General features: G+C 73.8%; 12 protein-coding genes. 5 read left to right on the plus strand and 7 right to left on the minus strand.

Features of this window, described 5'->3' with window-relative positions; genetic code table 11:
- Positions 1 to 50: 50 nt before the first annotated feature.
- A complete protein-coding gene (locus ABD332_RS38915) occupies positions 51 to 626 on the minus strand; it encodes a septal ring lytic transglycosylase RlpA family protein (protein WP_344508292.1) in 576 nt (191 codons plus the stop codon).
- 205 nt (positions 627 to 831) lie between these two features.
- Entirely contained in the window at positions 832 to 2,604 is a 1,773-nt protein-coding gene (locus tag ABD332_RS38920; protein ID WP_344508294.1) for a proline--tRNA ligase, read from the minus strand.
- A 129-nt stretch (positions 2,605 to 2,733) separates the two neighbouring features.
- On the opposite strand from ABD332_RS38920, the gene ABD332_RS38925 reads away from it, so the two are divergent.
- The gene (locus tag ABD332_RS38925) at positions 2,734 to 4,482 is read left to right on the plus strand and encodes a methyl-accepting chemotaxis protein (protein ID WP_344508295.1); all 1,749 of its coding nucleotides are present in this window, start codon (positions 2,734 to 2,736) and stop codon (positions 4,480 to 4,482) included.
- On the plus strand, positions 4,479 to 4,847 hold the full coding sequence (locus tag ABD332_RS38930; protein WP_344508297.1) for a methyl-accepting chemotaxis protein: 369 nt from the start codon (positions 4,479 to 4,481) through the stop codon (positions 4,845 to 4,847). The genes ABD332_RS38925 and ABD332_RS38930 overlap by 4 nt, the downstream gene beginning before the upstream one ends.
- Positions 4,848 to 4,859: 12 nt before the next feature.
- Here ABD332_RS38930 and ABD332_RS38935 read toward each other — a convergent pair whose 3' ends face one another.
- The gene (locus ABD332_RS38935; protein WP_344508299.1) at positions 4,860 to 5,030 is read right to left on the minus strand and encodes a hypothetical protein; all 171 of its coding nucleotides are present in this window, start codon (positions 5,028 to 5,030) and stop codon (positions 4,860 to 4,862) included.
- A 78-nt stretch (positions 5,031 to 5,108) separates the two neighbouring features.
- Between ABD332_RS38935 and ABD332_RS38940 the strand changes: the two genes are divergently transcribed.
- Positions 5,109 to 6,896 carry a glycosyltransferase family 4 protein gene (locus ABD332_RS38940; RefSeq protein ID WP_344508301.1) on the plus strand — a complete coding sequence of 596 codons (1,788 nt, stop codon included), beginning with the start codon at positions 5,109 to 5,111 and terminating at the stop codon, positions 6,894 to 6,896.
- 157 nt (positions 6,897 to 7,053) lie between these two features.
- Positions 7,054 to 9,795, plus strand: a complete 2,742-nt coding sequence (locus ABD332_RS38945) for an AfsR/SARP family transcriptional regulator (RefSeq protein WP_344508303.1) — start codon at positions 7,054 to 7,056, stop codon at positions 9,793 to 9,795.
- Here the strand turns inward: ABD332_RS38945 and ABD332_RS38950 are convergent.
- Both ABD332_RS38950 and ABD332_RS38955 read right to left on the minus strand, forming a co-directional pair.
- Entirely contained in the window at positions 9,792 to 10,109 is a 318-nt protein-coding gene (locus ABD332_RS38950) for a nitroreductase family protein (protein WP_344508305.1), read from the minus strand. The two genes, ABD332_RS38945 and ABD332_RS38950, sit on opposite strands and share 4 nt — an antisense overlap.
- Before the next feature lie 33 nt (positions 10,110 to 10,142).
- Entirely contained in the window at positions 10,143 to 10,478 is a 336-nt protein-coding gene (locus ABD332_RS38955; RefSeq protein WP_344508307.1) for an alpha/beta fold hydrolase, read from the minus strand.
- On the opposite strand from ABD332_RS38955, the gene ABD332_RS38960 reads away from it, so the two are divergent.
- Positions 10,462 to 11,037: a TetR/AcrR family transcriptional regulator gene (locus ABD332_RS38960; protein ID WP_344508308.1), complete on the plus strand. Its 576-nt coding sequence runs from the start codon at positions 10,462 to 10,464 to the stop codon at positions 11,035 to 11,037. The genes ABD332_RS38955 and ABD332_RS38960 overlap by 17 nt on opposite strands.
- On the opposite strand, the gene ABD332_RS38965 is transcribed toward ABD332_RS38960, so the two are convergent.
- Both ABD332_RS38965 and ABD332_RS38970 read right to left on the minus strand, forming a co-directional pair.
- A complete protein-coding gene (locus ABD332_RS38965; protein ID WP_344508309.1) occupies positions 11,026 to 13,341 on the minus strand; it encodes an Hsp70 family protein in 2,316 nt (771 codons plus the stop codon). The genes ABD332_RS38960 and ABD332_RS38965 overlap by 12 nt on opposite strands.
- 97 nt (positions 13,342 to 13,438) lie before the next feature.
- Positions 13,439 to 14,422 (minus strand): sugar phosphate isomerase/epimerase family protein, encoded by a 984-nt coding sequence (locus ABD332_RS38970; protein ID WP_344508311.1) that lies wholly within the window; start codon positions 14,420 to 14,422, stop codon positions 13,439 to 13,441.

Genomic DNA, 14,422 nt, shown 5'->3' on the forward strand with positions numbered 1-14,422 from the left:
ATGCCACCAACCGGCCCCCGAGCCGCTCAAACAAACGGCCGGGATGCGGCTTACTTGAGTACCTCGTACTTTGCGTTGATCACGCCGGCACTCACCGAAGCGATCGCCACGAAGGCCCCGCGGGCGAGGTCGAGGCAGCGACCGCTGACGAAGGGTCCGCGATCATTGATCCTGACGACGACCGATTTCCCGTTGGCCAGGTTGGTCACCCGGACCCGGGTGTTGAACGGCAGCTCCTTGTGCGCGGCCGTCAGCCCGTCGGGGTCGAAGCTCTCGCCGTTCGCGGTGCGCGACCCACTCGCATAGTACGACGCCTTGCAGGTGCCGGTGTTCGTGACGACGCCGCCCGTGGGGTTCGTCGAGGGCTTCTTCGTCGGCGTCTTCGACGGCGCCTTGGTCGCCTCCGGCGACTTGCTGACCTGCGCGGACGCGGAGGGTGACGGCGAGGCGGACGGCGACGTGGAGGACGGGGAGGGCCGGTCACCGCGGTCGGCGCGGGTATCGGCGCTGCGGCTCCCGTCGATCAGGTCGCTCGCCGAGGTCGGTTTGGCATCATCCGACCCCATATTGACGGTCACAACCGCACCGCCGATGAGCGCGATCGCCGCGACAGTGCCGGCGATCAATGGAATGAGGTGACGTCGGCGGATTGCGGTGTGTCGGCCAGACAACGTCAGCACCCTTCGTCGACAGCATGGCCGTGACCGAACGTATCGGCCGGTCCCTGGCGCCAGTCAAACCGAAGTGCCGCACGTGCGGGGATTTGACGGGATAGGTCCGGCCGAACGGCTGATCCGACAAGGAGCCGAACGGCCGACCCTTCCCGCGTTGTCACCCCGCGCGGACGATCGCGGCGATGCGCTCCGCCGCGCCCTCGACCGGAATCTCCTCTTTCTCGCCGGTCTTGCGGTCGCGGATCTCGACCATGCCGTCGGCGAGCCGCTTGCCGACCACGACGATCGTGGGCACGCCCAGCAGCTCCGAGTCGTTGAACTTCACGCCCGGCGAGACGTCCTTGCGGTCGTCGAGCAGCACCTCGAGCCCGGTGGCGGAAAGCGCGTCGGCGAGCTGCGCCGCGCCGGCCTTGATCTCCTCGGTCTTGCCCGCGGCCACCACGTGCACGTCGGCGGGGGCGAGCTCGCGGGGCCAGCACAGCCCCCGCTCGTCGGCGGTCTGCTCGGCGACCACGGCGATCGCCCGGGTCACGCCCACGCCGTAGGAGCCCATGGTGACCGTGACGGCCTTGCCGTTCTGGTCCAGGACGGTGAGCCCCAGCGCCTTGGCGTACTTCTGGCCGAGCTGGAAGATGTGGCCGATCTCGATGCCGCGGGCCAGCTCGAGGGCGCCGCCGTCGACGGGGCAGACGTCGCCGTCTTGGATGCGGACCGCCTCGACGGTGCCGTCCGGGGTGAAGTCCCGCCCGGCGACGAGGTGCACGACGTGCTTGCCGGGCTGGTCGGCGCCGGTGATCCAGCTGGTGCCGTCCACGACGCGGGGGTCCACGAGGTACCGGATCCCGGAGGAGCCCTTCTCCCCGAGGACGCCGGGGCCGATGTACCCCTTGACCAGCGCGGGATGCTGCTGGAACTCCGCCTCCGACATGGGCGCGACCTCGGCGGGCGCCACCTGGGCCTCCAGCCGGCGCAGGTCGACCTCGCGGTCGCCGGGGACGCCGACGGCGAGGGGCTCGCGCTTGCCGTCGGGCAGCGTCAGCATGAGCATGACGTTCTTCAGCGTGTCGCCGGCCGTCCAGGCCCGGTCCTCGCGGCGCAGGTCGTCCCGGGCGTTGAACAGGTCGACGAGCGTCTCGATCGTCGGGGTGTCGGGGGTGTCGACGACCTGCGCGGCGGGCAGCCCCTCGATCGCGAGCGCCTCGGGGGCGGGCGTGGTGACCGCCTCGACGTTCGCCGCGTAGTCGCCGTTGGTGCAGCGCACGAACGTGTCCTCGCCGATGTCGCAGACCGCGAGGAACTCCTCCGACGCGCTGCCGCCCATGGCGCCGCTCGTCGCGGAGCAGATGACGTAGTCCAGGCCGAACCGGTCGAAGATCCTGCCGTAGGCGACCCGGTGCCGCTCATAGGCGGCGCGCAGCCCGTCGTCGTCGACGTCGAACGAGTAGGAGTCCTTCATCAGGAACTCGCGGCCGCGGAGGATGCCGGCGCGGGGGCGTGCCTCGTCGCGGTACTTCGTCTGGATCTGGTACAGGGTGAGCGGCAGATCCTTGTAGGAGGAGTAGAAGTCCTTCACGGCGAGCGTGAACATCTCCTCGTGCGTGGGCCCGAGCAGGTAGTCGCCGCCCCGGCGGTCCTTCAGCCGGAAGAGGTTGGCGCCGTACTCGGTCCAGCGGCCGGTCGCCTCGTAGGGCTCGCGGGGCAGCAGCGCGGGGAAGGTCAGCTCCTGGCCGCCGATGGCGTCCATCTCCTCGCGGACGATCCGCTCGACGTTGCGCAGCAGGCGCAGGCCCATCGGCAGCATCGTGAAGATGCCCGGCGCGACCCGTCGGACATAGCCGGCGCGCACGAGCAGCCGGTGGCTCGTCACCTCGGCATCCGCGGGGTCTTCGCGCAGCGTCCGCACGAACAGCGTGGACATCTTCAGCACCATCGGGCATCCGCCTTACTTCTCAAACAGGCCTTCGGCGACGATACCCGTACGACTCCGGTGCGTGACTACAGGGTTTTCTCAACCCGGCCGTTTTCTCAACCTGCCGCCGGACCTGCCGATCCACCCGGTGTGCATCTGCGTCACCGCCTGGTCGCGCTGGGCGTCGGCGGGACCCTCGTCACCGCCGTCGTGCTCTTCGCCGTCGGCGCGCTGGAGAGCCGCCGGTTCAGCGACCAGGCGCGGTCGAGCGTCCAGCAGCTGTCCGCCGGCGACCTCGACCACGTGGCGCAGGGGGTCACCCGGCTCGCGACGGCGGTCGGCGACGGGGTGCAGGCGTCGGTGAACCGCGCCCAGCAGGTCGCGATCGCCGAGCTGGGCCAGCGCGGCGGGTTCAGGTTCACCCCCGAAACCGTCACCTGGCAGGCGACGAACCAGCTGACGCAGGCGGTGACCCCGGTGACGCTGCCTCGGGTCACGGTCGGCGGGGTGTGGCTCGGGCAGAACCGGGAGGTCGGTGTCCCGACGCCGGTCGTCGACGACATCCGCACCATGGTCGGCGGGACCGTGACGCTGTTCCAGCGCATGAACGCCGCCGGGGACCTGCTGCGCGTGGCGACGAACGTGCCCAACAAGGCCGGTAAGCGCGCCATCGGCACCTACATCCCGGCGGTCGCCGCCGACGGCAAGCCCAACGCGGTCGCCGCGGCGATCCGGGACGGCAAGCCGTTCCGCGGCGTCGCGCTGGTCGTCGACACCTGGTACGTGAGCGGCTACGACCCGGTGAAGGACGCGTCGGGGGCCGTGGTCGGCGCGATCTACTACGGGGTGCCGCAGGCCGAGGCGATCACGAGCCTCACCGGCACGATCGCCGGGACGAAGGTCGGCACCAACGGCGCCGTCACCGTGTACTCGACCGGGGCCACCGACCGGGGCCGGGTCATCGCGTCCAGCCGCAGCGGGGAGGTCGGCCAGGTCCGCCTCGACGCGAAGGACGCCGGCGGCGCCGCGTACGTCGACAAGATCACCACCGAGGCACCGAATCTCGCCGCCGACGCCATGTGGCACACGACCTACACGCTGCCCGGCACGACCGGGGCGCCACCGGCCGCCAGCGACCTCACCGTCACCTACTACGCCCCGTACAAGTGGGCGATCGTCACCCAGTCGTACCGCCCGGACGCGGAGGCCCAGGTCACCCCGATCGACGAGGGCCGCGACACGATGCTGCGCACGTTCGCGGTCGCCGCGCTGCTGGTCGCGCTGTGCGCCGCGGCCCTCGCCTGGTGGTGGTCCCGGCGGGTCGCCGGCCGGCTCGCCGGGCTGACGGGTGCGCTCGCCCGGGTCGCCCAGCGGGACCTGACGGTCAGCGTGCCGACCCGGGGCGACGACGAGATCGCCGGGATGGGCACCGCGCTGAACACCGCCGTCGGCGAGCTGCGCGGCCTGCTCGGCGAGATCAGCGCGACCGCCGGCGACGTCACCTCGGCCGCCGGGCAGGTCGCCGCGATCGGGCACGACCTCGACCGCACCGCGGCGACCGCGGCCGGCCAGGCGGAGGCGGTCGCCGCGTCGGCGCGGGAGGTGTCGCACAGCGTCCAGACCGTGTCCGCCGGCTCCGGGGAGATGGCCGCGTCGATCAAGGAGATCTCCCGCAACGCGCAGGAGGCGGCGAGCGTCGCCCTCGACAGCGTCCGGCTGGCGCAGCAGGCGACCGACGTCGTCGGCAAGCTCGGCGAGTCCAGCGCGCAGATCGTCGACGTGGTCAAGGTGATCGGCGGGATCGCCGAGCAGACGAACCTCCTGGCGCTGAACGGACGATCGAGGCGGCCCGGGCCGGCGAGTCCGGCAAGGGGTTCGCCGTCGTCGCCGGCGAGGTGAAGGAGCTGGCGCAGCAGACGGCCCGCGCCACCGAGGACGTCACGACCCGGGTCGCCGCGATCCGGGCGGACACCGACGGCGCCGTCCAGGCGATCCAGGCGATCACGGACGCCATCGACCGGGTCAGCGACTTCCAGCGGGCGATCGCCGCGGCCGTCGAGGAGCAGACGGCGACGACCGACGAGATGCGCCGCAGCGTCAGCAACGCCGCCGGTGGCAGCGGCGCGATCGCCAGCAGCATCGACGGCGTGACCGAGAGCGTCGCCTCCGCCCAGCGGGCGGTGGAGAGCTCCCGGCACGCCGCCGACCGCCTCAACACCAACGCCTCGACCCTCGCCGGCCTGGTCGACCGCTTCCGCCGCTGAGGCGACGGGCCGCTACTTCAGGGTCACATCGACGACGTGCAGCGACGAGCCGGCGACCGACCAGGCCAGCGGGTGTGCCACCTGCGTCCGCAACGATGAGCCGGTGAGGGTGCCGACGAGTCCGGTGCGCAGGTCCCAGAGGGCCGGTGGCTGCGGATCGTTCGGATGCAGCCGGTTCTTCACCCGGCCACCGGCGAACCGGCCGCCGGCGATCGACTGCGAATGTTCTCAAGCGGGTCGCGGGGCGGCCGATGTCAGGGTGTGCCGGCCTTCGAGGAGCACCCACCGCTGCGGCCGGATCTCGCCGCCATCATCGCCGCCGCCCGCCAGGCCGAGTTCGTGAGCAGGCGGGACATGCCCGCCGCCGCGCCGCGGCCGGCCCGCCGCGACCGCAGGAACAAGGTCAGGAACGCCGGCGCAGGCCCGTTGCGGCTGTGCTTCCTCGTGCCGCGCACGGACGTCGGCGGCGGGGCGCGCGTGCTGTTCGAGCACGCCAACCGCCTGCACGGGCGCGGGCACGAGGTGAAGGTGCTCAGCCACTTCCCGCCGCCGCAGTGGCACGACCTGCGACCGGAGTTCTGGACGGTGCCGTTCGGCGTGGAGCTCGCCGAGGCGGTCCCGGAGTGCGACGTGATCGTCGCCGGATACTGGGACCAGGTCCTCGCCGCCCGCTCGCTGGGCCTCGCCCCCGTGGTCCACTTCGAGCAGGGCGACTCGCACCTGTTCGAGGAACTGCAGCCGGCGATGCACGAGCTCGTGGCCCGGCACCTCGAGGCCGCCGACGCGACGCTGACCGTGAGCGGCACCGTCGCCGACGTGCTGCGCGAGCGCTTCGGCGTCGCGGCGACGGCCGTCGGCAACGCGGTCGACCCGGACGTGTTCCACCCGGGCGGCGCCGAGCAGGCGCGGCCCTACGTGCTGTTCGTCGGGTGGGACGGCAACGAGTTCAAGGGCATGGCGCAGATGCGGCAGGTGTGGCGGGCGCTCAGCGCCGAGCGCCCGGCGCTGGACCTCGTGTGGGTCACGCCGAAACCGGCGCGCGAGCCGCTCGGCCGGGTCGTCGTCGCCCCGGACCAGGCGACGCTCGGCGCGCTGTTCCGCGGGGCCGCCGCGTACGTCTGCTGCTCGCACTACGAGTCGTTCTCCCTGCCGTGCCTGGAGGCGATGGCGTCCGGCACGCCGGTCGTCGCGACCAGGAACACCGGTGTCCTCGAATACGCCCGCGACGGCGTGAACGCGCTGCTCGCCGACGTCGGCGACGCCGACGGGCTGCTCGCGGGGGTGCGGCGGGTCCTGGACGAGCCGGCGATCGCGGCGCGGCTGCGGGAGGGCGGGCTGCTGACCGCGGCCGGCTACTCGTGGGACACGATCATCAGCCGGGTCGAGGACGCCTACCGCGCCGCCCAGGCCGCCTGGTCACCGCCGCCCGCCCGCGACGAGTGGCGCTTCGACCTGCGCGGCCTGCGCTTCGACCAGAGCCACACCGAGGTCGAGCGGCGGCTCCGGCGGCGGGCCGCCGCGACGGCCGCCGGCGCCGTGGCCGTGCCGGTGACGTTCCCCGCGTTCGACGGGCACCGGGCCGTGCGCTGGCGGGTCGTCGGGCGGCGGCAGGGCGACCGCGGCGGCGGCACCATCCGGGCCTACCTGCTGGGCCACGCGGACGGCCCGCCGGCGGACCTGCCCTACGCGGCGGCGCTGCGCGACTTCACCGCCGGACGCTTCGAGGCGGCGCTGGACGGGTTCCTGGAGCTCTACGAGCGCGGCGGCGACCTGCGCACCACCGTGTGCCGCTGGATCGTGCTCACGCTGCTCGAGCTGGGCCGCGACGAGCAGGCGGCGTCGGTCGTGGAAGCCGGTGTGCAGGGCGTCCAGGGGCACAGCGACTTCCACTACCTGCGGGCGGTGACTGGCCTGCTCACCGGCCGTGCCGTCGACAGCGCCGCCTACGTCGACGTCATCGACGGCCTCGGACCGGCCAGCCACTTCGACGAGTGGTTCGACGAGCCGGACGTGCTCGTCCGGGAGCGGCTGCTCACCACCGTGCGGTGATGCCGACCGCGTACGGTGACCGGCGGGTGAGCACCGGCCGCCGTACGTCCCCGATCGGGTCGGCATTGACCAACTGCGAATATGGATGTCGTCGCTTGCGCCACGCTTGACACGCCACCGGCGGCGCCGCGAAGGCGACCGGCTACGGTGTGCCGCTGTGAGGTTCCGGCTGCTGGGTCCGTTGACGATCGACTCGACCGGCGGTCCCGTCGTGCTGCGCCGGCGTCGGGAGCGGTGCCTGCTGGCGGTGCTCCTGCTGCACAACCACGCGCCCGTGCCGGTGGAGCGGCTGGTGTACCTGCTGTGGGACGGCGAACCGGTGCCGACCGCCCGCCAGCTGCTGCACAGCCACGTCTCCCGGGTCCGCGGGGCGCTCAAGGATCCGGCGGTCACGCTGAGCAGCACCGGCACCTCGTACCAGATCGACGTCGACGACGACGTGATCGACGCCCGGCGCTTCGGCGCGATGGTCACGGCGGCCCGCGCGGTGACGGACCCGGCCGCCCGGGGTGCGCTGCTGCGGGACGCGCTCGCGCTGTGGCGCGGCGACGCGCTCGACGACACGGTCTCGGCGTGGCTGCGCCCCCGGCTCGTCGGCGACCTCGACGAGCTGCGGCTGGTCGCGACCGAGGAGTGGCTCGACTGCGAGATCACCGTGGGCCGGCACGCGGAGGCGCTGCCGGAGCTGACCCGCCTGACCGCCGCGCACCCCACCCGGGAAGGGCTGCTCGGGCTGTCGATGCGCGCGCTGCACGCGGCCGGGCGGAGCATCGAGGCGCTCGCGGCGTACCGGCGGCATCAGCAGCGACTGGCGCAGGAGTTCGGGCTCGATCCGGGGCCGGACCTGCAACGCCTCCATCTCGCGGTGCTCCGGGGCCAGCCCCCGACCGCCACCCCCGCCACGGCACAGGCTTCGCCGACGCCGCTGGTGCCGACGCCGCTTGTGCCGGCGCAGCTGCCGGCGGCGCTGCGCGGGTTCACGGGGCGCGACGCGGAGCTCGCCCGGCTCGACGCCCTGCTCGCGCAGGCCGGGCGGCAGACCGTGATCTGCACCGTCGCCGGCACCGCGGGGGTGGGCAAGACCACGCTCGTCGTGCACTGGGCGCATCAGGTCGCGGCGCGGTTCCCCGACGGCCAGCTGTACGTGAACCTGCGCGGCTTCGACCGGACCGCGCCGCCGACCGACCCGGCGGAGGCGGTCCGCGGGTTCCTCGACGCGCTGGACGTCCCGCCGCAGCGGGTGCCGGCCGGGTTCGACGCGCAGGTCGCGCTCTTCCGCAGCCGGCTCGCCGGCCGGCGGATGCTGGTCGTGCTCGACAACGCCCGCGACTCCGACCAGGTCCGGCCGCTGCTGCCGGGCGCCGGCGGCAGCCTCGTGCTGGTGACGAGCCGCAACGAGCTGTCCGGGCTGCACACCGCGGAGGGTGCCGAGCCGCTGCCGCTGGACCTGCTGACCACCGCCGACGCGCGCCGGCTGCTGGCCGCCCGGCTCGGCGCGGCCCGGGTCGCGGCCGAGCCCGCCGCGGTCGAGGAGATCGTGGCGGCGTGCGCGGGGCTGCCGCTCGCGCTGGCGATCGTCGCGGCCCGGGCGGCGCACGCCCCGCTGGAGGAGGTTGCCGTCTCGCTGCGCAACGCCGGGCGGCAGCTCGACGCGTTCACCGGCGCCGAGCGCGGCACCGACGCCCGGGCCGTCCTGTCCTGGTCCTACGCGGCGCTGAGCCCTGCGGCGGCGCGCCTGTTCCGGCTGCTCGGCCTCCACCCGGGCCCCGACTTCACCGCCGACTGCCTGCCGGCCTCGACCGGGCCGGCCGTGGAGGAGCTGCTCGGCGAGCTGACCCGGGCGCACCTGCTGACCGAGCCCGCTCCCGGCCGGTACACCTGCCACGACCTCCTCCGTGCCTACGCCGGCGAACAGGCGGTCGCGGTCGACTCCCCCGCGGACCGGCGCGCCGCGCAGCAGCGGATGCTCGACCACTACCTGCACACCGCGTACGCGGGGACCCGGCTGCTCAGCCCGCACCGGGAGACGCTCGACCTCGACCCGCCGCCGCAACCGGCCGACGCCCAGCAGGCCCTCGCGTGGTTCACCGCGGAGCGGCCGGTGCTGCTCGCCGCCGTCGACCAGGCCGAGCGGCTCGGGTTCGACGCGCACGCCTGGCAGCTGGCGTGGTGCCTGGCCACGTTCCTGGACCGGCAGGGGCTGTGGCGCGACTGGCTGCACACGTCGGAGGCCGGCCTCGCCGCCGCCGAGCGCCTCGGCGACCGCCGCGGGGCCGCCCACCTGCACCGGCTCCTCGCCCACGCCTGCCTGAAGGTCAACCGGATCGACGACGCGTCGTCGCACGCGGCTCGCGCCCTCGAGCTGTACGAGGAGGTCGGCGACCACGTCCTGCAGGCGCAGGGGCACATGAACCTGGGCGAGATCGCCGCCCGCCGCGGCCACACCGTCGAGGGCCTCCGGCACGTGTCGCAGGCCCGCGACCTGTTCCGCGCCGCCGGCGGCCGCAACGGCGAGGCCAACGCCCTCAACGCGATGGGCTGGCTGCACGCCCAGCTCGGCGACCACCGCGAGGCGGTGACCGCCTGCCGGCAGGCGCTCGCGCTGCACCAGGAGCTCGACAACCGCCAGGGCGAGGCGGAGACCTGGGACACCATCGGCTACGCCCACCACCACCTGGGCGAGCTGGCCGAGGCGGCGGCCTGCTTCGAGCGCGCGGTCGCCCTGTTCCGGCTCACCGGCGACCGGGACTTCGAGGCCGACTCCCTGCACCACCTCGGCGACACCCGCCTCGCCGCGGGCGACCCGGAGGCCGCCCGCGACACCTGGCGCCGGTCACTGGAGATCTTCGAGGACCTCGACCACCCCGACGCCACCACGGTCCGCGCCAAGCTGCTCTAGCACTCGCTGTCGTGCGGCAGCAGGACCGGCAGCAGCTCGTGGAACTCGGTGTCGGCGGCCAGGATCGCGGTCAGCGGAGCGGACGCGGTCTTGGCCCGGTTGTCCCCGTCCATCAGCGGGACCAGGCGGGCGCGGGACCCGGGCGAGCGCAGCAGGACCGCCCGCAGGGGCTGCTGGTTGAACGCGGTCGGCGCCCACTTCACGAGGTCGTGCAGGGCGGTCACCTGCTCGTCGGTGACGGGCTCCGCGGTGAACGTGTGCGCGGTGCGCGCCTGGCGGAACAGCAGGTCCTGGGATTCGGCGTCGAGCAGCACGGTCGTTCGCCCTCCTTCTGTGTCGGCGCTGGGTCAGCGGCCGGTCGCGGCGCGCTCGATGAGCTGGGCGGTGTGCACCGGGCGCGACACCATCGCGGCGTGCCCGGTGCCGAGCTCGACGGTGCGGGCGCGGGCGGCCATCGCCCGCTCGGCGGCGACCGGGATCATCCGGTCGGCGGTCGCGATCTGGTACCAGGTGGGGAACTGCTTCCACGCGGGCGTCCCGGTGACCGTCGCGCCCAGCGTCGCCGCGGCGACCGGCTTCTGGGTCGCGGCCAGCACCTGCTGCTCGGCCCGCGGCGCGTCCTGGGCGAAGTCCTCGCCGAAGTGCGCCCGGTCGAGGATCAGGTCGGTGGCGGAGATCGGCACGATGTGCGACAGCGACGGCGACGGCAGCGCCGGCGCGGCCACCCGCGTCTTCTACGCCGAGGGCATCCACGCGGTCGGCGTCGATCGCATCATCGCCGAGGCCGGCGTCACCCGCGTGACGTTCTACCGGCACTTCCCGTCCAAAGAGGACCTGATCCAGGCGTATCTCAGCGCCCACGACGCCGAGATCCGCGCCCACGTCGGCGCGAGGATCGCCGCGGCGCGCGACCCGCGAGCCGCCGTCTCGGCCATGATGGGTAGCCTCGGCACGGCCATCTGCGCGCCCGGCTTCCGTGGATGCGCGTTCATCAACGCCGCCGCGGAGTATCCCGACCCCGCGCAGCCCATCGCGAAGCTCGTCGCCGGCCACCGGCGCTGGTTCCGCGACACGGCGACCGACCTGCTGACCAGCGCCGGGCACCCCGACCCGGCGGGGACCGCCGCGCTGCTGCTCATGGTCCGCTACGGCGCGATGGTCGGCGGCTACCTCGACGACGCCGAGACCGTCCGCGCCAACCTGTCCCGCGCCGTCGACACGCTCCTGCCGTCAGACGGCTGAGACGTCCCAGAGAAAGACGTGGAACCCGCCCGACTGCGCGACCGCGAGCACCCGGCCGTCGTGGCTGAACGCCAGCTTCTCCGCACCGTAGTGGTCGCTCGAGTCGAGCGGCCCGAGCACCGGCTGGTGGTCGGACACGCGCCAGAGCCGCGCCCCTTCGGCACCGGCGGTGGCGAGGTACTGGCCGTCGGCGGTGAACGCGACGTCCTCCGCCTCGCGCACCGCGATGGGCTCGCCGGACTGCGTCTGGGAGGCGACGTCCCACAGCCGGACCGTGCCGTCGCCGCCGGCGGTGGCCAGCAGCGTGCCGTCGCGGTTGAAGGTGACGGCGAAGACGTTGTCCGAGACGTCCGGCGCCTTGCGGTGCCCCGCGAACGCCTTGCCGATCTGGCCCCCGCCCGGCACCTGCCACACGGTGGCGAGGCTGCGCTGGTCCCCGGTGGCGATCCGGTCGCCGGTCGCGTTGAACGTGGCGTCCCAGGGCCCGCCGTCGACCAGGGTGACGCGTGCCCGGCTCGCGACGTCCCACACCGCCGTGCCCCGCAACCCGGCCGCCACCAGCCTCGTGCCTGCCTTGTCGAACTCGACCGAGTAGCGCCAGTCGTCGTTCGGGTTGATGTCCGGGCGGTTGACCAGCGGCTGCCCGACCTGCGCGTTGGTGCGCATGCTCCACAGCCGCACCGTGCCGTCCTGGCTCGCCGTCGCGAACGTGTCCCCGTCGGGGCTGAACGCGACCGCGTTGACCCGGCCGCCGTACGTGCCCCCGCCGTGCCCCGTGAACGGCTGCCCGATCCGTTGCCGCCCCGCGACGTCCCACAGCTCCGCGGTCTCCCCCACCGCGACCGCCAGCTTCTTGTCGTCGAGGCCGAACGCCATGTCCTGCGGGCTCGCGCCGAGCTTCAGCTCACCGACGAGGCGCTCGGAAGTGCGGTCCTCCGGCGTCTGGTCCTTGTCGGGCAGCACCGCCACCAGCACCGCGACGACGACCAGCAGCACGGCCAGCACCGCCAACACCGCGGGTCCAGCTGCTGCCTTTGGCGTTTTCCCAGGTTGTACGGCGTGCGCCAGCTCGCCCGCCGCGATGGGCACTCCGCCGGTACCGGTACCGGGCTCGGCCGTCACCTCAGCGGGCCGCTGCGGCCCGGCGTCCTCGGCCGCAGCCCCGGCAGCCGTCACCGCGACAGCCGCAGGTCGCTCGGTCGCCGCCGCGCCGGTCGGGGCCGCATGGGTCAGCAGCGTGGCCGGCGCGTGCAGGCTCCCCTCGGCGACCACCAGCTCCGGATGGTCGAGCGCGGTGGGCGCGATCCGCAACGTCCGGTGCAGCAGCGTCGCCACCAGCGGAATCCGCGACGAGCCGCCGACCAGGAACAACCCCGCGACCTGCTCCCGCGGCACCCGGGCCTCCCGCAGCACCCGCACGGTCCAGGCGACGGTCCGCTCCAGCAGCGGCCGGGCCAGCGCCTCGAACTCCTCCCGGCTCAGATGCGCCGCCGCCTCGACGAGCGGCACCCGCACCTCGGCACCGGGCCGCCGCGTCAACTGCTCCTTCGCCGCCCGCGCGTCCTGCCACAACAGGTGCCGCGCCCGCAGGTCGTCCGCCGTCTGCGGCCAGTCCAGCCGCCCCCAGGCCGCGCCACCCCCGCCGGCCCGCCGCGCGTGCTCCACCACCGCCGCATCGATGTCGAGGCCCCCGACGTCGCCCAGCCCATCGGCACTCACGACCGCGAACCCGTCGTCGGTCCGCCGCACCACAGCGACGTCGAACGTCCCGGCGCCCAGGTCGTACACCAGCAGACAACGCCCCGGCGCGAGCTCCTCCCCAAGGACGTCCACGTAATAGGCGGCCGCGGCGACCGGCTCCGGCAACAACCTCACCGGCCCCAGCCCCGCCCGCTCGGCCGCCGACGCCAGCACCCCCAGCCGCCGCGCCGCCCACCCGGCCGGGTGCGTCAGCACCACCTCTGCCAGGGTCCCGCCACCGACCCGTGCCGCCTCGTCTCCGACCCGCCCCAGCACCGCCGCGATCAGGTCGGCGACCGCGTGCTCCTCCTCGCCCAGCCACACGGTCCCGTCATCGATCCGCCGCTTCGGGTTGAGCTCCAGCCCCGCCGGCGCCCCGAGCCCGGCCCGCTCGGCATCGCTGCCGGTCAGCACCCCGTCCGGCCCCACGAACACGGCCGACGGCAGCACCGGCGACGCCCCGAACAGCAACGGCCGCACCCGCCCGTCCCCGCCGGCCACCACCGCCACCGTGTTCGACGTCCCGAAGTCGACCCCTAGCCGCACCCCACCCAGACCCGTCACGCCCCCACCATACGATCGATCCCCGTCGACCCGGCAGGACGAAGGGGCGGCTCCGCCGCAGCGGCGCCGCCCCTGTTCCGGCTGAAGTGCGACGGCCTCAGTCGACGGCGCCGAAGAGGGCGTCCTGGACGATGCGCTGGGCGGCCATGGCGTCCTGGCGCTCCTGGGCCTCGGCGAGCGCGCTGACGTCGAGCCGGTCGAGCGCCCGGTGGATGCGCTTGAGCGTGCCGATGGCGGTCTTGGCCGCGTCGACGCTGTCCTCGCGGAAGGGGAACTGGTCGAGCTGCCAGACGCCGTCCCAGTTGTTCTTGCGCAGCGTGTGGAAGAACTCGAAGATCTCGGTGAGGTGGACGGTGCCGACGACCAGGTCGTCGTCCCAGCCGCGCAGGTTGTCGTTGACGTCCATGCCGAAGAGACGGCCGTGGTCGATGATGAGCTGGGCGGCGTCGGCCGGCGACTCGCCGCCGTAGAGGCTGTGGCCGAAGTCCAGCAGGACGCCGACGTTGTCCAGGCCGATCTGCTCGATGCCGAGCAGGGTGCGTGCGGCGGAGTCCCACGTCATCTTGACGCGCGGCTCACGCGGCTTGTATTCGATGGCGAACTTGAGGTCGGGGTGGGCGCCGGCCAGCTCGCGCATGCCGTCGACGGCGAGCTTCCACAGGGTGCGGTGGTCGACCTGGAACGGGTAGTCCCAGCCGTCCTGACCGGGCCAGATCTTGACGTAGTCGGCGCCGAGCTCCCGGACCACGCCGGCGGCCTCGTGCATGAGGTCCAGCGCCGCGGCGCGGGTGGCCGGGTCGGGGTTGGTGAACGAGCCCCGGCTGAACTTGCGCAGGTAGATCTCGGGGGTGATCCCGATGGCGGCGAGCCCCTGGGCGGCGAGGGCGTCCTTCACCTCGCCGATACCGACGCCGGGGGTGAACGGGTAGTTGAGGTCGACGACGGACAGGTCGCCGACCTGCCCGGCCAGCTCGATGGCTTCCAGCGTGGTCCGGGCCGGGCCGTAGCCGTCGGTGGCGTACCGGTCGACATAGGTGGCGAAGTGCCAGAGGCCGGCGCCGAAGCGCGGGTACTCGGTCAT

This window comes from Dactylosporangium maewongense, from assembly GCF_039531485.1.
GTDB classification, from domain to species: domain Bacteria; phylum Actinomycetota; class Actinomycetes; order Mycobacteriales; family Micromonosporaceae; genus Dactylosporangium; species Dactylosporangium maewongense.